Source organism: Microcoleus sp. Pol10D4 (assembly GCF_036701555.1).
Lineage (GTDB): Bacteria > Cyanobacteriota > Cyanobacteriia > Cyanobacteriales > Microcoleaceae > Microcoleus.
In genome coordinates this window covers 87,676-108,025 of record NZ_JAUBRA010000008.1, presented here as the reverse complement: position 1 = coordinate 108,025, position 20,350 = coordinate 87,676, and the positions used below count along the sequence as shown (strand labels likewise).

General features: G+C 43.1%; 17 protein-coding genes. 9 read left to right on the top strand and 8 right to left on the bottom strand.

The annotated features are described in order from the left end of the window. Positions 1-80 precede the first annotated feature (80 nt). From QUA36_RS06895 to QUA36_RS06875, 5 genes are all read right to left on the bottom strand, one after another. Complete coding sequence (locus QUA36_RS06895) at positions 81-2,012, bottom strand: hypothetical protein (RefSeq protein WP_333456342.1); 1,932 nt, start codon at positions 2,010-2,012, stop codon at positions 81-83. Beyond that, positions 1,990-6,822 (bottom strand): AAA domain-containing protein, encoded by a 4,833-nt coding sequence (locus QUA36_RS06890; protein ID WP_333456341.1) that lies wholly within the window; start codon positions 6,820-6,822, stop codon positions 1,990-1,992. The genes QUA36_RS06895 and QUA36_RS06890 overlap by 23 nt, the downstream gene beginning before the upstream one ends. Before the next feature lie 520 nt (positions 6,823-7,342). Next, positions 7,343-8,257: a GIY-YIG nuclease family protein gene (locus QUA36_RS06885; protein ID WP_333456339.1), complete on the bottom strand. Its 915-nt coding sequence runs from the start codon at positions 8,255-8,257 to the stop codon at positions 7,343-7,345. Next, positions 8,247-8,411, bottom strand: coding sequence for a hypothetical protein (locus QUA36_RS06880; protein ID WP_333456337.1), 165 nt, complete (start codon positions 8,409-8,411; stop codon positions 8,247-8,249). The genes QUA36_RS06885 and QUA36_RS06880 overlap by 11 nt, the downstream gene beginning before the upstream one ends. Before the next feature lie 38 nt (positions 8,412-8,449). Next, positions 8,450-9,211, bottom strand: coding sequence for a tyrosine-type recombinase/integrase (locus tag QUA36_RS06875; RefSeq protein ID WP_333456335.1), 762 nt, complete (start codon positions 9,209-9,211; stop codon positions 8,450-8,452). Positions 9,212-9,788: 577 nt separating this feature from the next. On the opposite strand from QUA36_RS06875, the gene QUA36_RS06870 reads away from it, so the two are divergent. From QUA36_RS06870 to QUA36_RS06855, 4 genes are all read left to right on the top strand, one after another. Next, positions 9,789-10,004 carry a hypothetical protein gene (locus tag QUA36_RS06870; protein ID WP_333230047.1) on the top strand — a complete coding sequence of 72 codons (216 nt, stop codon included), beginning with the start codon at positions 9,789-9,791 and terminating at the stop codon, positions 10,002-10,004. A gap of 571 nt (positions 10,005-10,575) precedes the next feature. After that, positions 10,576-12,909, top strand: coding sequence for a Piwi domain-containing protein (locus QUA36_RS06865; protein WP_333454507.1), 2,334 nt, complete (start codon positions 10,576-10,578; stop codon positions 12,907-12,909). Continuing rightward, complete coding sequence (locus QUA36_RS06860; RefSeq protein ID WP_333229545.1) at positions 12,906-14,393, top strand: hypothetical protein; 1,488 nt, start codon at positions 12,906-12,908, stop codon at positions 14,391-14,393. The genes QUA36_RS06865 and QUA36_RS06860 overlap by 4 nt, the downstream gene beginning before the upstream one ends. A gap of 80 nt (positions 14,394-14,473) precedes the next feature. Further along, positions 14,474-14,779, top strand: a complete 306-nt coding sequence (locus QUA36_RS06855) for a pirin-like C-terminal cupin domain-containing protein (RefSeq protein WP_333229567.1) — start codon at positions 14,474-14,476, stop codon at positions 14,777-14,779. A 7-nt stretch (positions 14,780-14,786) separates the two neighbouring features. Here the strand turns inward: QUA36_RS06855 and QUA36_RS06850 are convergent, their stop codons facing one another. The 3 genes from QUA36_RS06850 to QUA36_RS06840 form a co-directional block, all read right to left on the bottom strand. Further along, entirely contained in the window at positions 14,787-14,930 is a 144-nt protein-coding gene (locus QUA36_RS06850) for a hypothetical protein (protein WP_333454508.1), read from the bottom strand. A 40-nt stretch (positions 14,931-14,970) separates the two neighbouring features. Beyond that, entirely contained in the window at positions 14,971-15,102 is a 132-nt protein-coding gene (locus QUA36_RS06845; protein ID WP_333454509.1) for a hypothetical protein, read from the bottom strand. Between the two features lie 131 nt (positions 15,103-15,233). Further along, entirely contained in the window at positions 15,234-15,992 is a 759-nt protein-coding gene (locus QUA36_RS06840; RefSeq protein WP_333454510.1) for a phytochelatin synthase family protein, read from the bottom strand. A 267-nt stretch (positions 15,993-16,259) separates the two neighbouring features. On the opposite strand from QUA36_RS06840, the gene QUA36_RS06835 reads away from it, so the two are divergent. The 5 genes from QUA36_RS06835 to QUA36_RS06815 all read left to right on the top strand — a co-directional run bounded on the left by QUA36_RS06835 (position 16,260) and on the right by QUA36_RS06815 (position 19,886). Then, positions 16,260-17,150 (top strand): hypothetical protein, encoded by an 891-nt coding sequence (locus QUA36_RS06835; RefSeq protein ID WP_333454511.1) that lies wholly within the window; start codon positions 16,260-16,262, stop codon positions 17,148-17,150. A 16-nt stretch (positions 17,151-17,166) separates the two neighbouring features. Further along, entirely contained in the window at positions 17,167-17,817 is a 651-nt protein-coding gene (locus QUA36_RS06830; RefSeq protein WP_333456332.1) for a hypothetical protein, read from the top strand. A gap of 306 nt (positions 17,818-18,123) precedes the next feature. Next, positions 18,124-18,489, top strand: a complete 366-nt coding sequence (locus QUA36_RS06825; protein WP_333456330.1) for a hypothetical protein — start codon at positions 18,124-18,126, stop codon at positions 18,487-18,489. A gap of 295 nt (positions 18,490-18,784) precedes the next feature. Beyond that, entirely contained in the window at positions 18,785-18,925 is a 141-nt protein-coding gene (locus QUA36_RS06820) for a hypothetical protein (RefSeq protein WP_333456328.1), read from the top strand. Positions 18,926-19,037: 112 nt separating this feature from the next. Then, positions 19,038-19,886, top strand: a complete 849-nt coding sequence (locus tag QUA36_RS06815) for an arylamine N-acetyltransferase (RefSeq protein WP_333456326.1) — start codon at positions 19,038-19,040, stop codon at positions 19,884-19,886. Positions 19,887-20,350: the final 464 nt, after the last annotated feature.

Sequence of the window (20,350 nt, the reverse complement as noted above, 5' to 3'; positions counted from 1 at the left end):
TACCAAAAATAGATGAAATCTCAATAGCACCTTTCATTTTTAGTGTCGGGCAGCAACTAATAATAAATGCTGTACCTGTTTCAACCTTGCTTACTCCTATTTTTTTTACCTGATGCTTTTTTACCTGATGTTTTTTGAGGGCGATCGAGTTCTCTAACAACATATTTTAAAAGAAAATCATCAGGCTTTACTAACGCCGAGTCTGCAATGTTCAGGCGACGGAATTGTGACCAATGTTCATTTAAGAGCTTCAAAGCTTGGTGGCGATTTAACGCGGAGATCGCACCCATAACTTGACGCAAACTCGACTGCAATAACTCAAGATTAGGGTCTGCCTCGGAAAATTGACTCACCATTGAAATTCCTGTTGCCAAATAAGGTGAATCCGGGGATATCTTTTTCGCTCTTAACCCCTGACGAACCACATTTAGCCATACCGGATAAAGTTCTAACCAATTAGCGAGTTGCAATTCGTTTAATGCCATTTCTTCCATTCCCAACGCTCCCCAAGTGCAAAGCGATGTTTCAGCTAAATTAGCATTCCGATTTTTCACCGCTAACTCCCATAATTTTCGAGCATGATCCTTAAACCGAACTGCTAGAAAATCATAAGCTTCCTCCACTTTATCAGTAGCCGTAACCTTATAAACCGTCTCACCGCGTGGTAGCTTATCGCCCCGATAAGATAGCCAATTGTGAGAACCGCACAAGTGAACTTCCCGATCTACAACAACTTCCTTCGCATGAGAATTTCCCAGCCAAAATACCTGCACTGCTGACAAACCTTCCCGCGTTTTAATTTCTCTTAGCTTTTGCTCAACTTGTGGCGGTATGGGTCTGGTTTCATTCTCTTGTCTCCGAGAAATACCGTGACCAATTAAAACCCATACTCCCCTATTAGCTAAATTTTGAAGTAATTGGATAAACTCATTATCTACTACTTCCTGGCTTACCCAAGGAGAATAAATTAAGACTTGATGATTCCCTCCTCTCAAAGTTTCTAAAAAAGATTGGCGAATTTGAATATCTCGCAGTAAAATTACCTGGTCTTTTTCCTGACTTCCCTTCGGCGGAACTTGTTTCCCAGTGTCCCTCAATTCTTTAACAGTTTCAATTGCCTGCTGTTCAATCTTCTTAATTCTGTCTTCAACTTCTTTATTTCGTTGATTGAGGAGCTGTTCACGCTCCGCAGCAATCGTTTCATCACTCAAATATAACAAAGTTTGTAAAGAAACTTTTCCTTCACTTTGGAAAATGTCAAGTAAATCAGAGGCATAGTGTAAAATTTGTTTTCCTCGTCTCACTTGCAACTTAATGGCATCTTCAAGCGCATCAAAAATCACAAAAATTGAAACAGATTGCCAGATATTTTGGCTCTCCTTGGTGAAAAAAGCAGCAGTAATGATTTTCCCATCTTCAGGAACGTGCAATCCTAAACCAGAACCCTGAATAATTCGTTGGAGTTCCTCAAGTCCTAACTCAGACATTTCTTGACACCGATTTTCCAGGGTGATAAAATCACCAAAATTGGGTAGGTCAATTTCTACTGCCTCTACAGGGGAAAATACAAAAAATAGATTTCCTTGCAAGGGGTCAGCGAGCGCATAAATGTGCTTTGTTTGTGGTGGTTGTGGCACAGAACCTTCTAGATAAAATTGCCGACCTTGAGGGGTTAGAATAATTTTGGCATCTGATGTCCAAGCTAAAGTTTCTAAACTCCGCAGAGTCTTAGCAGTATTTTGCACAAATACGGGATCAAGACCTAATGCTGCTGCTAGTTCATTTTCAGTGGGTATCAATTCACTCTCCATACCAGCGCGGAGAATAAATTCTTCCAGAATGTTAAATTTGCGAGGTTCGCTAATAGTAACTTCTACTGATATTTGCTCTAAAGGATAGCGGAATTGACGACCAGCCAGCACTGATATGCCAGCCGGACTTTGCTTTTCTATTTGTTGAACAAAATCCTGTAATTGGGGGTCAATTGGTTTAGGAGAGGATACTAGAAACATCAATCAGTCCTCCATTTCGGCGTACAATATTTGCTACTTCTGAATACATACTTCCAACTTTACCTTTGTGCTGTGTAAAAAGTGAATGGCATCCCACAACTACCAGCAATTCTTGAGCGCGGGAAAAGGCGACGTTTACCCGTTCTGGCTTTTTAGCAAAACCAATATCTCCATTAGGGTTGTTCCTCACCATGCTGACAATAACAATCTGCCGTTCCATACCCTGAAATCTGTCAACAGTCCCCGTTCTAATTGAAAGTGAAGGAAATTGGCGGTCACTAAGCATTTCTTCAATTCGCCTCAATTGAGCACCATAAAAAGTAATGATACCAATTTCTTTTTTGGGTTGTCCTTCGGCAACTTTTAGGCTCCAAACATCCTCCATTTGCTCGCAGAGAATGTCAATCGCATCGATTTCCTTAAGATTATACCTTGAAGTTCCCTCTAACTGCTCTTGAAAACTCTGTTCTTGCGGCATTTTTACCCAGATCAGGTGATGTTCTGATCGGATGATGTCGCCTGCTAAATTGTGCGATCGCACCTTCTCAGGCTCAATAATCCCACAACGCAGGCTATGGTCGTAAAATTGATTAATCGCTCCCATAATGTAGGGGTGCATCCGATACTGAATAGTCAGCCGTCGCTTGATGCTTTCTGGTGCAGCTTCAAATTGTTTCTTAAAGAGAGATTCTTCCAGAAAGCTAATATCATCCGGTTCGCTTCCCATTTCTGTTGCGATTTCCTCTAAACTCTTTTCATGTAGCATAGGAGGTAATTGGCGGTAATCGCCAATCAATACTAATTTTTTACCTTTGAGTGCAGGTATCAGAATTTCTGGAGGCGTGCATTTACTCACTTCGTCAATGATGACTACATCGAAATTAGTAAATTCTTTGAAACCGTAACCTGCTACTTGGCTGCAAGTAATACCGATGACGTTGGCATTGTCGATGTACACTTGCCTCAATTCACTCTGATCTTGTTCGGAGGGGTTACGGAGTTTGGCTATCCAATCATGAGTTAGGTTCTCATAGCCTTTGAGCTGGGATTCTTCTTGAGTTAGTTCTTGATGCCAAGCATCGAATTGCGTTTTTACTGTGCGTAATAAATTGAGATCGAATAAGCCGTTGGCGGGGATTGGTGGTTTGATGCGATCGGGGATATTTGGCCACGCTGACTCCCACCATTTTCGTTCAGAAATTAAAGTGGGTGGTAGTTGCAGTTGTTGAATTTGTTGCAGTTGAACTTCCATTTCCTGAAGCAGATTTTGACATTCTCGCAGTTGATTTAAGGCTTTACTAATCGCCTTTTGTAAGCTTGCTTGAATGCTTGTGAGAGTCTCTTTTATTTCTTGTACTTTTAATAATGGATCGAGTGAGGAGATTAATTGTTCAAGCTGACTGATCTGATTTTCCCACGACTTGGCTCGTTCAGAAAATTCTGATACAGGTGTGTTAGCGATCGCTTGTGAAAGAGACTGAAAGGATTGATACCGCATAGCTAAACTTCGTAAGTTTGCGGGAATACCTGACTCCTTGCTCAATTTTGCTAAGACTTGCATCGCTCTTTGTAGCTTGGCTTCAGCTTCGCGATTAAGAGCATCTAATTCCCTTTTAGCTGCTATTGCCTGCTGTTGCTTAGTTGTCGCTTGCTGCTGTTCCTTAAGCTGTTGTTTTAGCTGCTGGAGTTGTTTTTCAGATTCCTGTTGCTGCCGATCTAGCCATTGAGATATACTGGCAGCAATACCATTAATCGCTTCAGATGCAATGAGATTTAATTCCGCATCAAAGTTGTGGATTTTCACCTCACTTTGTTTGGCAATTAAATTAGCAATTTTTGACTTGCATCTATCAAGATGCGATCGCCAAGGTACGGGATTAACTTTCACAAATAACAACCCATCTGGCGGCAATTGAATCAGATCGTCTGTAAAGACTCGATTAGTTTCTACACATTGCTTCATCGCTACATAAACGCTATCATAAGCGGTGGACTGCCACTGGTCTATTGCAGTTCTGAGTGCAACAATTTTTAATTTTCGATTTTCCCAACGTTTGATGGTTTCCTGTAGATTTTTCTGGTTGGTAAGACTTTGCTGATAATTTGTTTCCAAAAGTTGAACGGCGGCTGACTTCTCACTGATCGCTCGTGAAGTATCTGCCGCTTCTCTGAGGCATGACATCGCATCTCGGAAATGAGAGAATGACATTTGAATTTGTGGAAGACCTTGATCTTTTAACCAAGCCGCTAAATGAAAATGATTGAGCCGTAAATTTTGAGGGGGTTGAAGACCTAAATCGGCAGCCATCCTAACTGCTTTTTCAACATTTTCCTTGAAGTTTCGTTCAGGAATATACCCCAATTTAATGTCTTTGGTACTGTCGCCGAGTTTGATAGCTGCTGTCAATAAATTAATTACTGCTACATCTTCCCAATTAACTAAAGATACAGACATTAGCGATTCTAAACCCGGAAGGAGATATTCAACAATTTCACGCTGTTTAGCTTCCGCTTCTTCATAGACACTTTCCTGTACTCTACAGGTTTCTTCTAACCTTAACTTGCGCGATTGCAACTCCTCTTGACTTTCTTGTAACTTTTCCTCTTCTCGCAAATACGCATCAAACCGCTCCGCTCCTACTAACAAGTTCCTAAAAAATTCTATATTTTCCCGCTGTTTCAGCAATCGCTTCTCGCAGTCATCAGCCGTATTTCTCAGCCAATTGCCAATTACTTTATCTTCCAAAAACCGCAATCCTTCCTCTTCAACTCGCTCCGCACGGCCCTTTCGCAAAGCGCGGATAACGGGACTGTGAATTAAGCGACTCAACGCATTATCAACAGCTAAATTTGCTTGAGAAGCAATTAAAGTCCTCCCGCCCCGCAGCGCAACTTGATAGGAAATTTCGGCGATGACTGTTGTTTTTCCCGTTCCAGGCGGGCCTTGAATTAGCGCTAAATCTGGTGCAGATAAGACAGCTTCTACTGCTGCAATTTGGTCGGCATTTGCCCCAGATAACAACAAATCTTCTGGTTTGAGTTTAACAGTTGTTTGCGGGGTTCTTGCCTGAGAAGCATCGAAGAAAAATTCTCCTACATAGGGATTCTGAGCAATTCCCATTTGCAAATCGTCTAAAGCTTTTTTCTGCCGCTTAATTTGAGTTAAATCTCCCGCCGCCTCGAAAGACAAAAAGCCTATTTTCGGCAATTGATAGTTTCCTTCTCCTATTTTTTCTACTAACTCAGCATCCAGTCTCACCCGGATAAATCCCTTTGCTCTGTCAATCTCTTCAATAGATCCTAATAAAATTGCCTGCCACTTGAAAAGCTGCGGGACAGATTCTCTATCGTCGGATGTGTTATCATCTTGCTTGCGAATTTCTTCAACTCGAACTACAAGTTTTATATCCTCATTTTTCGCTTTAGCTGCTCTCGTCCAGAAGTCATCTTGTTTGAGAGCGGTTCCTGATGATTTGTCGAGTTGCGCTAGAGATTCGGTAATCTCAAAAGTGATTTTGCGGGTAGCAGAGCCGTAGTTATGACCGAAAAAAGGTACGAAAAATTCTCGCGTTTTGGCAATTCGCTCTTCAATCTTTAAAAAGGCTTTCCAAGCTTTTAACTGTTCTTCGGTTGGCACGCAATCCCCGCAAAAGGGAACTGTTTTCATGCGATTTAAAGCTGAAATCGGTACTCCCATTCGAGACTGGTGATTGAGGTGCAAACGCAGGGAGAAAAGAACGGAAAAACCGTCACTACGTCCCCGTTCTGGGGAAACTAAACGAGCGGAAAGTAAGCGCAAGCCATCGGATCTGCCTTCTGTGACAAGAGCTAATAAACTTAATGTTTTTTGCCGTTTTTCAAGGATTTCTGGTAGTTTAACTGTTTCGATATCTGTGGCGATCGCTAGTTCCCATTTTTCTTCTCCCGCTTCTTCTCCTGGCCCTTTGCGGCGGACATAGAAAAGCCTTGGTTCGTCTCCTAAAATATCAGATAGCAAGTCTTCGGCACGATCGCGGCGATCGCTAAATTCTGGATACTTTAAGAGAGCATCTTTACCTTCCATTTCACGGATTAGGTAATCGATCGCCTGATTCCCTAAAAACCGATATCCCCAATTTTCCTCATTATTTTGATTGAGAGCTGTTGTGGCAATCTGTGGTGAGACAGGGGAGGGATTATTACTTATTTGAGGTGCTGTAACAATTGCAGAAATTTCTATCGAGATGTTGTGGCTAGATGCTTGCAAAACAATAGAGCCAAATAGGTTAGTTCCGGCTGGAATATCTTTGGAATTGACGATAATATTTAGTTTCTGCAAGCCGCAACAAAGGTAAGGCTGCTGTACTTGTAACCAAGGCTGGGAGCAGGAAACTGTGCAGTCGCTGCCAAGTTGGAGTTGTTCGGTTCGTTCCAAGTGTCGGTCGGTTTGGATTTCCCCAAAGTAGACGGCGGCGGGAATGTCCCAGCTTACTCCTAGCCACTGGACGTGGGGAGCGGTTCCTAGACATCTTACTCTATCTAAAACTGGCGCGGTATTTACTGCGGCTGCGATCGCAACTTCTCCCGTATTGCCACCGACAGTCCGCTGAACGGTCAAGTTTTCCAGTTTCACTCCGGGAACTGTGATTTTTAAGGCAGGTTCGTCAGTGGCAAAAATGACGCTGTTTTCTCCCTCCCCCCGAAGCAATATCGCTCGTTCAATGGTAAATGGCCCCTTATATTCCCCTCCTGTCAAAGCGATCTCGTGTCCATCTTTAACCATTTGCAGCAATTCGCCAAAGTTGTCGGGATTAGCGGAGAAAGTAGGCATAGATGCTTATTTATGGGGGGTGATCGGAGAAAGTGTTGATTTTTGGGCTTCTGAGGTAAACTACAGTTTAACGCTGTTGAGTTACGGATAAGCTGTTCCATACTTCAATATGCTTCACTTAAGGGTGACAGTCTGACTGATGATGCGAAATTTTGAGACTTAACTCAATAGTATTGAGGAAAAGCACTTCGCTCCATTCATATTGACGATGGCGGAGCCTAATATCGATAAAAAACTCGATATTGTTACGAAGTATAGCTTTAACCATATCCCCGCGTGCAAACCAAAATAATTTTTATGTCGCGGAGCGTCCAAGAAAACTACATTAGTTATCCAGTTGCGAGAAACCCGAACAGGTTTTATTAATAAGGTAGACTGGAACTTGATTCCCTATCTTGAAGGCTTAGACGCTTGCAAAGTAGCTCCAAATCTTGTAGCGATTGCTAACTTTATCTAGTTTGATGAACCTGCCACAAGTCCTTATAGTTCGGTGACGATGCGTAACTGCTGCGGGATTTAGTCAGAGGCGATCGCGCAAGCTGAGAACATCCACCTCAACATCACTAAGCACTTTAGGTTCCATCCCATACAAATCATTCAGCACGGCTTTGACATCAGGAAATACAAAATACTCTGTCAGCTTGCCGATGCGATAATTAAAAGCTTTGTACCGGTGCTTGAAGTACAGCTCCACATTCCCCCGGTGTTCCCACAGTCCCAGCAAATTGACAACCACATCTGAGTAATGCGCTCTGACATCCCGCTGCACTTCGGCGATGCGTTCCTCGATTGATCGAGTAGTAATTCCAATTTTATAGAAGCAGTGGCCGTCCGCTTTGACCTCAAGAAAATAGAGCGAATTCACCAAAATCCGACGAAGCTGTGCTCGATAAATCAGCAAATCAGCCCGCCGTTCTTCTAAGCAGGATAACCCCGCAGCTTCAGCAATCTCTACAGAGCCTTCCAATGAAGCCAGCTCCGACAGCAGCAGCGGTTCTTGGACTTTGTTGAACAGCGCCAGGGGAAGAGCGCCGACGGGGATTTTACCCAAGTCGGTAAACTGATAAGTGCGATCGCCCGACGACTCCACCAATCCTTTGAGCTCCCACCGAAAGTTTACCAAGTCTCTGGGAATGCCGTAATTTTGTGCGCCGTACTCTTTCCACAGCACCTTCAACTGTTCTAATTCATCACCCTTAAGCTGGATGGTGAAGTTGTCGTAAAGGGGCAGCGAGGGAAATGCTTTGGTTTTAATCCGCTGTGACACGGGCTTGCAAGTGTCCCCGGTGTGTGCGAAGTGATGTTCTTTCACCGAACCCTTTTTTGCTGTGAGTCCGCCACCGCAGTAGAGGCAAGTTAGCTGAGTTTTTCCGCGCACAGCTTCATCAATGCCCGTCAGTTCGCCACTGGGAGCAACACCAAATTTAAGCCACATAGTCAAAAGTTCTCCTAAAAGCAGGTTTTCGTAGATGCACCTGCTCCACACGATCGAGAATTGTAACAAATCCAGGGGTGAGGGCTTCTGCCTTGGGAAAGAAAGCGATCGGCACTCGATGCTCTTGATGCGTGACTTTAACCTTGCATCCCAAATCTAAAATCTAAAATCTAAAATCTAAAATTGCGATCGTCACCAATCAGGAATTTCTTCAGGCCAAGAGTCTGCTTCGGGTTGTGACAGTTGTGACAGTTGCTCTCTTGGTAACGGCACAGCAGACAATTCATCCTCTACAGGGGGAAATGTAGGTTTCCCCGTGTAGGAAAGCATGGAAAGACTCGCGATCGCTCCTTTGACTTGATCCGGCTTCACCTCTAAGTAATGCTGCAACTGTTCGAGGTTACTGTGACCGCTGATTTCTTGAATAATCCGCAGCGGAATTCCGGCGTTGCTCATCTGCGTGAGAGCCGTTCTCCTAAAACTGTGGGTGGAGGCTCCCTCGATGCCGGTTCGCTCGAACGCTTCTCTCAAAATCTGATCCGCTGAGTTGGTGTGCAGATGCTTCCAATGATGCGAAGGGTGGCGGCCGGGGAATAAATAAGTCTGGCCGGCGTGGGAACGCCAAGATGTCAGGAGACTTCGCAAATCTTCAATGACCGGAATCGTCCTGGTTTGGAGTTGGCCTTTGGTGTTGCCCTTGCGGAAGTTGATTGTAGGTCGGACTGTACCTCTGGCAGTGTAAATATCGATGACTTCTAGGGAACAAGCTTCGGCAATCCGACAGGCGGTGTAGAGACAAACTCCGAACAGCGTGCGATCGCGAGCGGTTTGCAAACCTTCGTTGAACAAAAGCTCGATTTCCTGTTGCGTGAGTATTTTGGCTTGTCCGTGCCGTTCTATCTTCATCTTGGTAAACTCGACCCGATACCACAGAGTTTGCCGCAAATACTGCATTGCTGCATCGGTCGGGGGTATTTCTTAACGTGGTAGTCCAGCTCACTTCGGGCGTAGAATACACAGCATCCGTCGCTGGGTTGAAGACGGGACTGGACAAAATTAGCCCGTTCCTCGGCTGACCGTCATACAGCGCGATCGCTGCATCCGCATAAATTCAGGCGCAGCAGCCGAAGCATTATTGGCGGTCTGTAGCGATGAGGGAAAGGAGGTACAGGCGAGTGTGTGGAAAAACGCAGGGTGTGGGTTTTTCCGACACTTTAGGAGCTAAGCTTTCATCGGGCGTTGCTGTATCGAGCCATGATAAGTGCGATCGCGCGAGGTGAATATTGCTGAATACGACTGGGGTTGAATTATTTTTTATGAATTGCTCACCGCCTCAATCGTACCTAAATTCAGCAGCGCTAAAAGTTCTAGTTGTTCCACAGTTCCACTAAGTTACTGTGATTTCCATCACTGGTAACACGGACGTGGCTTACCCAACACCTTCGGTATTATCACGGAAAAATAGCAGCACTATCACTTGCTCTTAAGGGAAACAAGGCGATGATTAAGGTGTCGAGTTCAAAACAATCCCATGTCTCCACTCAACCTTCTCCCAGGCGCCATCAACGAATTAATTGCCACTGTCACCGATACTCACCGCCTCACTAAAGCTGACCGCTACGGCATGATGGCCGCCATCCTCGATGAGTCCATCAGCGAAGAAGAACGCGGCTCGCTTGATCGCTTGATTCGCTCCCTGGTCAAAGGTCGGATTCAAGTCACTGACGAACTCTCCATCGTCTCGTAAGCAGAATGCTCGTTGAGAACTCGACACTCTACAGCGGCTTCCCGTTGGGAAAGTTTAAACAAGTCACTGCTATAACTCTCTAGAGATAGCTATTTGTATAGAACCCATTTGACATCTTTGAGGCTGCGAGTCTATCGCCCGTTATCTGTCCATCGCCCGTTATCTGTCCATCGCCCGTTGTCTGTCCATCGTCAAAATATCTCAAATGGGTTCAAAAGAACCGCTATTGACAGGATGTTCCTTTATATCTTGCCCTTTTTGCTAAATACAATTTATACCAAATTAGATGAGCTTACACTGCAGCTATAAATTATTTCAGCTTAGACTAGGTGCATTACTACAACTATAGATGATCGCAGTAGAGGCAAGTACGGTAATCACTACTTTATTTATGTAGGATACCTATAAGTTTTCAACGCTAAAATAATATACAAGACTCATTTTATAGTATAAAATTACATCCTTGAAATATAATATTATTTCCAATAATGCCAGTTTTATCACGTTCATATTATTGAGTAATTACCTATAATACAAATCCTAAAAAGTTTATTTGAGTATAAGTATATTTATGAGTAAATTGGATATTCAACTCAACGGTTTTAAGGTAGAACTCTCTGCACAAACCTTCAAAGCATATGTGCAAAACCTACCGGATAGCCAGGAATTAAAGAGTTTTATAGAATTACAGGGAGATGAGTGGTTTTTTCACTGGCGAAAAGGCAAACTGTACGGTATTCCCAAACTCGCCAATCCCTATAAGCCCTTTGGTCAACTGGAGGATTTGAACTGTAACGAACATTTACAACTTCTAACCAGTAGGATAAGCTATTTACTACCAGATATTTTCTCACAATATAATCCTTTAAAGCGCAAACCGTTTACTTTCCTTGCTCAAAAAAAAGAAATCATCAGCACCGTTAGCAACAGTATTCCAGATTTACCTAAACTTATTTCTTGTTTCAAAATCTTTCCCAAGTATATCCTCGAATCCAAGATTGTTGAACTCCATAATGACGAAAGTGATATTGGATTATTTCTTCGCCTCAAAACTAATTGGCAAATTCAGGCATCCCTAAGCACACTTCAAAATGAGGGTGTTGAGCTTCGAGACTTATATGTCGTTCGCCGTCAATGTACTCCTGGTCAGCGACGCTTAGTTGGGCGCATTGAGCGGCTTTCAGACAAAATTGTTTCTCTTTCTGAATTCTTTGACAAAATAGACTCTATTCATGAGGAAGAAGTTTGGCTAGAAGGCTCTAAAGCTTCGTTTAGTAGTTGTCTGAAAGCAATATTGGGCGACAAGTACAAAAATTTTGAATCGGCGCTTAGTAACGAGGAGAGTAAGTTATTGATTGGTCCTGCGGTTGATACCACTCTTACTAAAATGCACGAGTTTTTAGCCCATCACTCCCCTTTGAATATCGCACCAGATTTGCATGGAAAAATTGGCGATCGCATTGCAGCGATAAATACGAAAGAATATCAGTCTGTAATTACAGCATCATCAGTTGAGTATTGCTTTGATGCAGCACGGACTAAAAGATCACCTTATGCTTGGCTTGGCATCGATCAATATGGACCATTCAGCCGTCAAACTTTTTCTAAGAAGACTCCAGAAATAATTGTCTTTTTCCCAGATACAGCACAAGGTGCAGTTGAAAAATTTCTCGTTACCTTACGTGACGGTATCAGCATTAAGAAGAAAAAAATTGATGAGGATGGAAATGTAGAGTGGCAAGAAACATCCCGGTACACTGGTGGATTGGCAAAAATATTTGGTCTTGTTAACCCAAAATTTACATTAGAACCCCTTCCGTGGTTGAAAAATACACACAATCCAGCCGCCATTGTTTATAGGGAAACAATTGAAGGAACTTTAGCTAGTCGAGAGATTATGCCTGATGCCGCAATGGTGGTGCTTCTGGATAACCATACACGGCTACCAGATTCCGAGAATCCCTACCTCCACTCCAAATCACTTCTATTAATGGCAGGTATTCCCGTTCAAGAGGTTCGTTTAGCCACAATTAATCAATCGAAAAATGAGCTGCAATACACTTTACAAAATTTGACGGTTGCACTTTATGCCAAAATGAATGGTGTACCTTGGACTGTAGATCACGATCTGACTATTCATGATGAACTGGTTATTGGTGTTGGCACCTGCGAATTATCAGGTAGTAGATTTACGGAACGACAGCGATTTGTGGGAATTACCACAGTGTTTCGAGGAGATGGTAATTACCTTTTGGGGAATTTGTCTAAAGACTGTACTTATGATGAATATCCTAGTATATTAAGGAATTCCACTCTCTCAATCTTGCAGGAAATAAAGAATCGCAACGGCTGGCAACCAGATGATACGGTAAGACTGGTATTTCACGCTGCGAGACCACTTAAAGATGTTGACGTTGCTAATATTATTGCTGAGTGTGTCGCTCAAGTCGGTAACGAACAAAATGTTGAATTCGCGTTTTTAACGATCTCCCACGATCACCCATTCACAATGCTCGATAAATCTCAACAGGGTGTTAACGTAAAAGAAGGCGAACGCAAAGGTATTTATGCACCAGAACGAGGTACTATTCTGCAACTTGGGCGCTACACTCGCTTGCTGAGTACAAATGGATCGAAGCTGATTAAACGATCCAGCACACCTCTACCGACCCCCTTACTCATTAATCTTCATCCTCAATCGACTTACCGCGACCTGACCTATCTCAGCGAACAAGTGCTGAAGTTTACTTCGTTGTCTTGGAAATCATTATTACCCGCATCCGATCCTGTAACCATCTATTACTCTGAACTAATTGCCGGGTTACTCGCTCGCCTAAAGAATGTTCGGGGATGGTCGCCTGCAATGCTCAATATCAAACTTCGTGCAAGTAAATGGTTCCTATGATAGATGTAATTAGGAACTGTTTCAATTCTCAGTTAGAAAGCATTGCACAGTATTTACAGGCGAACTATCACAGTGAATCACCAGAAAGCGGTTTTGCTAACTATGTTTTTCATCAAACAAACAGTGATATTTCCTTTGAAGTAGCCAACGATATAGACATAACAAAACTCTCACCCAAACGCTTTAGTGAAGCACCTGTTCTGGCAGCCGTAGGCTATAGTCTTGCCTGTGGCAGACAATTTAGTGAAGATTTTCTCGAAAGCTGGGCCAATGGATTAACTAGATTATCTGGTCGGAACCATTTTCCCGCAGATCGGACATCGTTTTTCTATCGTCCTACAGAATTGCTTGGTATTACTTTAGGCATTAGCCACTACTACAAAAGTCAGCCCGATCATTCAAAATGGTTGCGAGATATCCTCACCCAAGGAGAACAACGATTAATCCAGAGTGATCATTGGACATTTTTGCTCAGTGCTTATGCTGCAAGCATCCTCTCAGTGAATTGGAGAGCAAGAACTTTGCCTTTAGTCAAGGCTATGACTGTTGATGACCTTGCTTTAGCCAAATGGCTTTGTAGCATTAAACCCACTCTTGCCCAAACTTTGGGATTAACTCAATTAGAACGATCAATCGAGCAAGCATTATTGGAACACTGTATTGAATTTTCTAACTCCGTACAGGATAGTGCGCGAGCCGCTCTCCTCTTCTTTGCCCTAAAAAGAGCCATCGCTCAAACTTTTCAGTTAATATGGAATGAGTGTGAACAAATCTGTGATAATCCCCAGAAATGTGTAGAATGGCTCCAAACTACCTGCGACAATGTTCATACAGTCACTCAGCACCTGCAAGCTCAACTTGCTAGGCAATCTGATATTGGAGCATCTAATAAACACAATATGCAGATGCTTTTACAAGCTTTGTCCATATTGCGTTCTGATACTAACATTCTAGAAGAAGAAATTTATAAACAAATCCGGATACACTCTGGTCTATACATAGGTAATAATAATAAAGGTACCATAATCATAGGAAGCAATGTTAATATGACTCACAATCAAAATGAATCTGTTACTAACGAAACCACCATCCAGGCTCCCAATTCTAGTATTGGTTTTATTCAGAGTGGCAGTGGTAGTGTTTCCAGCTTTTCCCAAAATATTGGACAGAATGTTGATGAAATTACTAGGGTAATCAATTCTCTCCGCGATATGGCTCAAGAATTCCCCGAAGCCGAACGTGAAGAAGCATTAGTTCATCTGGATGACTTGCAAGAGGACATCAATACTCCTGACAAGCGAAAACCCCAGAGAATTAAAACCCGCTTAGTTGCCCTGCTGGCATTTGCTACGATGAGTGCTGGAGTTTTAGCTGGAGCGGCTGACTTTAGCAATAATGTTCTGGAACTTTCTGAGAAACTAGGAGTTTCAATCGAGTTAAGTCACCCACAGTCAACCCCGCAATTACCTCCATCAGTACCCTAATCCGCCAAGCTATCACTCTACTTCCTAGTTTTAGCGATCGCCTACTCTTCCAAAATCTTAACTAAGTTTTTGATCGTAATATCGAAGGTACGAGTCATTACAGCGAACAAGCGCTTTACAGCGTAGCAGAGGGACTTCTTATTCATGGAGTGCCTTTGGAACAACATCGGTTGGCACTTCTCACTTCCGGCACTGAAGTAAACATTTCTGCTTCAGGCAAGGCTCGCTGTATTGTGATTGGCGGTGAACCTGTCGGCGAGCGGCATAAGTGGTGGAATTTTGTTTCGAGCCGGCACTCGCGCATTGAGCAAGCCAAACTCGATTGGAGAGAGGGACGCTTTGGTCAGGTTCCTCAAGAGACAGAGTTTATCCCGCTGCCAAAATAGCCCCTGCCTATTTACTATCCTCAAAACGCTCACGCCCAATATGCACCTGCCACTCCACTACTCTGGTAGATTCTGCTAACATACCATCCCGCGCACGGGGGCTGCTGTTAACAATTGTTTGAGCCTCTTCCACACTTTCTGCCTGAATCACCCAAAGCCCCGTTCCATCATGGGGGAAAAACGGGCTTTATTCACAGTAGTATTCCTTTTTCCTGTTGCTCGCGAAACCAAGCTACCTGATTTGGGTCGTGTTCTGGATGAGCGATTTTGTAGTCGTAATACTCTGGAATGGTTGCTACAACAATGGCAAAAAGTTTAGACATAATGCTTTTTAAAACTGATAAAGTTCAAATCAAAAATAGCATAATACTCCAATTACTTTTGGTCGCACCCGCACTCTTGCCATTTTTGAGTAAGTGTTGAAGCCCCGTTATGCAATGCCTAATTATCTATTTTATTGGTGCACAACGAGATAGCCCCGTGTCTTTTTGGAAGTTGAATCAGTAGTATTCATTGCTTTCCAAAGATTCTCCGTAGAAGCCCATACAGGCGGATATTTATAACTGGCTACATCTTCAATCAGAAATCGATCGCTTTGCTCGTGATAGGCAGCAAGGGGAGAAATATGCCCGCTTTTACCCTGACCCAAAACAGAGCGTTGGTAGTTCACGATTATATAGTCGCCAGAACGGCCAAGATTGGCTTTAGCTTGGGTACGAAATTGCTTAAGTGTTGTCTCTGACGCATAGTAGACCTCAACTTTGACGTTGTGACTTCTGAGCAAAGTCGCTAATTCATCAAGAGTCATCCCCGAAAAAGTGACTGCATAAGGAGAACGGATATTCTGGGTTTGACCGTCAAAAAAGGTGTCTTGGGTTACTGGGCGATATCCCTGTCTTTTGCTGCCGAGTGCATTCAGAACCGTCACACTGCTAGCCACGCCACAAAAGGCTGGACGCTTTTGAGTTTCAATGTGGGTGCTAAGCGGTTGAAAATCCTGTTTGCTCTTGCTCTGGCCCAATAGCTGTTGTCCTTGGGGTGACTCTAGAGAAACTAAAGTTTTGGGAAGTGGTAGCCGGTCAACAGAAGGTGGCGAGAAGAGTTTCCAGGTAAAAACGCTTAAACCTGTGCCGAAGATTAGTAGAATACCCCCTCCAGCTTTTATTAGTCGCCCTCGCCATCGGCGATTTCCAGACGTTTGATTTAAGTCCATATCTTCATCTTTCTCCCGAACAGTTGTTTAAAAAAGTCTTAGTCAGAATTGGTCGTTGGATAATTAAACATTACAACGTCTAAATCTTGCCATCTGGTTAGTGGCTCTGGTAACTATAGCCTTTGCTTTGGACATCATTATAGCAAGTCTTTTTATTGTTAAATTTTCATTATAATTAAGAAAAAATATCATTTTTATAAAGCGGTCTTAAAAACTTGGATTCTGTAATATAATTTTGAAATCTCTGCCGGGGAGCAAGATTGTATCATGCCACCAATGCCAACAGTCACAGTCAAATCAGGATACAAGCCACAATCTATCGATACCAGTATTGAAGCTGACGTGCTGATGTTTCAGCTATTGCGACAGTTAACGCCCCAACAAAAAGTACAACGGACTTGCGCTTTCAATCAAGCGGTGCGAAGGTTGGCAATATCTGGAATCAAGAACCAGTATCCCCATGCTAGTGAGGCAAAAGTTCGGCAAGAATTTATTAAAAGGTGCTTGGGCGCTGAGTGGATAGAAATTTTATCAGACAGTAACGATTGGGGTGAACTCGTGATTGCAGATCCGATCGAATTAGCGCAAAAAATAGCCAGCATCTTGCTACCGCTGAATATTCCCTATGTGGTGGGAGGTTCGGTGGCGAGTTCGCTGTTGGGAGAAAACAGATCTACGCAAGATTTGGACTTAGTGATTGACTTGGAATCGCGAACAGCGCAGAGACTAATTGATGCCATGTCAGGTGAGTTTTACATCAGCGAGTCGGCTGTGACTGAAGCAATCGCTAAGTCAAAAGCAGCACCCCGCGAATCATCGTTCAATGTCATCTATTTGCCTTCTATGGAGAAAGCGGATATTTTTGTGATGGGCAGCGAGGACCCTTTTTCGGCTTCGGTGATGAGGCGACGCCAACTTTACCCTGTTAGCGGTTTAACAGAGGAGGGAATCTACATCTACTCGCCTGAAGATATCGTCCTGCAAAAACTCAGTTGGTATAAACTAATTCCTGGCGGTTCCCAAAAGCAGTGGAGGGATGTGTTGGGAGTTTTGAAGGTGCAAAGGGAAGGACTCGATATCGCTTACTTGAACCAGTGGGCTGTTACACTCAAACTAACAGATTTGCTCTCTGGAGCGTTGCTTCAATCAGGATATTAAGCGTGGGCAATTTAGAATGAAACAAAACAAACAACAGCTTGCTATTGCTAAGAAAATCAAAAAATGGATTCAAACTACCCAAGAAGTTGAAAAAGCTCGATTTGCCATACCGATAACCAGGCTGACGAGTATCAAAAGTCTGTGCGTTGATGAGGTCGCCGCTGAAAAGTTTGGGCTCTACATTGCTCGACTGGTGCAGCAGCAGATTAATCAGGCGACTTGTCCCGAACACTTCACCAGTGAAGAATGGGCACAGCAACAACAGTTAGTGGATGAAGCAATCACACTGATGCAAAGTTACTTAGAAAGTCCTAGTTACGAAAGCAGGCAATCTATCAGAAACTTATTGAGAGACATTGATGGCTTGCAAGGGGATGACTACCGTAATTTTAGGTGGGCAACGGTGCGCTTTGTCCGTAGCGGAGATTTATTAAAGCTAGAGTATTCACTGCGGTGTTTCGTAGAGACAGATTTTCCCTATTGGACTTATAAACTAGCTAGAGAATATGTAGAAGGCTATGGATTGCAGTCTGGTTCAGGTATCGTGGCTGAATCAGTACCCATGTTGTTGGAGGTAGCAGAATTTTGGTGTCAGTATTATTTCGATCAGAGTTTGAGCGAGAAATTTCCCGATGGGGGCGATCGCTCCGATCGACCTAGCCCGTGAGAATTTTCAGCAGATTGAGGGTTTGTTAAGCCTGCAACCCCTAAGATTGTCAAAACCCGTACCAAAACTCAGCACCTAATTCTACAATTTCTGGCGTTACAGAGCGGGTGTGCCACTAACAATCTAGGCGGGAAAACGCTTATTTCCCTATCTAGGACTTGGAAGTGCTACCCGTAGAGTTGATTAAAAATAAAACTCTTATTTTCTATAATTTTTTATAACTTGAATAATTAAATAAATCTTAAATACTATGAAAAAAAATAAGTTCATAGCTAAACTATTTTAATATATTTAGGAGCGAGTTGTATGTTTCAGTATTTTGTAATGATTCCTTCCCTTCTTGAAGAAAAAGACGTAGACAAAGACGTAGACAAAGAAAAAGTCAATATGTCGATGCAAGTTGCTAAGTACAATTTTAATCTCGGCTTACAAGTAGGGGATGACATTGAGCTGATTCTTCACTACGGTGACGAATGCTTTTCGTTTGGAAGTAGGGTTGTGAAGATATTAAAAGTTATAGAAAATGACAAAGAAAGACTTGATGATATTTTCAGAATTGAGGCTCATGTAGAGATTTCGGACAAAGAAGATTTTGTAAAAGTTCGAGAAATTCTTAAGGGGCTGAATTCATCGTCTCGCTCTGGTTTCCATCCAATGGGTTTTTCTAGCTAGTGAAGAGGGTAAATAGTAGATGTGTAGTATAGACACGCTATTATAATAGTTTGACGCTCAAAACCAGAAAACGCTGAAATTTTTAGTATTTAATAAATAGAAAAGCGTTGCTGATTTAGGGTATGAACGGCTAAATATGCAAGTCAGAGAAACCAGTATCCACAAAACTTCGGGATTTTCAAGTTATTTTTTTCATACCCTGATTAAGCAACGCCAGTAGCAGATGTTCCCTCACCGCATCAGACACAGTGTTATCACGGCGGCACTGGGCGCAACAGAGGGGAATGTAAGAAAAGTGCACAAACTCAGCAGACAGAAAAATTTAAACACCTTGATGGTGTATGCGATAATCGCGGCCCCGACCAAAGAGACATTACTGATTTACTTGATGGGATGTTTGGAGCGATCGGCGGGGGAAGCGGATGATTCGACGTGAAGGAGCGATCGAAATCTATGATTTCTCCGATGCTAAAAATGAAGGAACGTTGGATGCGTAATGATTAATTGTTCCCCATGAAGAAACTTAGCATTGACTCTGATAATAAAATATGCAATTGCAACAACGACTGACTGAGATCGACCTTGATGCCTATTTTCAACGAATTGGCTATAGCGGTGACTGCTCGCCGAGGCTGACAACGTTACAGGCAATTCATCAACGACATTCCCAAACGATCGCCTTTGAAAACCTCAATTCGCTCCTGAAACAACCTGTGAAGCTGGATTTAGCATCCTTGCAACAAAAACTCATCAACCAGGGACGGGGCGGCTATTGTTTTGAGCAAAACTCACTGTTGCGGGCTGTTTTGCTTGCTCTTGGCTTTCAGGTAACGAATCTAGCAGCTCGCGTGCTGTGGAATTTGCCGTCCGGGACGATCGCACCTCGCAGTCATATGGTGCTGGGGGTCAATATTGATGGAGAGCCATACATTGCAGATGCGGGATTCGGAGGATTAACGCTTACCGCGCCGCTTGCTTTGACACCGGATATTGAACAACCTACCTCCCACGAACCATTTCGATTGAGCGCAGCGGATCGCAGCTACATTATGCAAGCATATATCAAGCATGAGTGGAAATCCCTTTACAGATTCGATCTTCAGGAACAAGAATTACCAGATTATGAGGTGAGTAATTGGTACGTTTCAACTCATCCAAACTCGATTTTTGTTACTAATTTGATGGTGGCAAAACCGGATTCAAATTGTCGTTATGCCTTGTGGAACAATCAGTTTACGGTGCATTATTTGGATGGTCGAACAGAACACCGCGTCCTTTCAACGGTTGCAGAGTTACGCGCTACCCTTGAGAATGTTTTTTGTCTCAACATCCGATCGATCGCTGAGATCGATCGGATGTTACAACAATTAATTGAGCGCTCGTGTGCGATGACCTAACGATTCTCTCGGTTAATGGTTAATCAATGTAACATACCATTCTTTCCTCGTTAATCTATTAGGGCAGCAGCCGAGATACGGGCAAAATAGGACAAGAAGTAAAGTTTTGTAAATATAAGACAAAATGACTTGAAGTAGCAAAGCCTGAAATACTTAGCAGTAAAAGATTTCCGTTTTGGGGTTCTGTACAAGGGCAGAGTAGTAGTAATACTCTGCCTTCTCAATAATTGGTTTAACAGTCAGCCAATTTAGTAGGATGCTTTTGTGCTTGCAAGCTTTCTCGAAAGCTACGTAGGGACTTATTTGTTACGTTTCTTAATGTCACGTCCTCGGAATGCAGGTATCTCGGCTTTACCCCTAGTTCAGCAAAATCTTCAAGAATTTCTGTTTCCGTCATGCCACGGGCGAGATATTCTAAGATGTCGTATAATGGTTTCCATTGATCGCAAGAACTGAGAATTTAG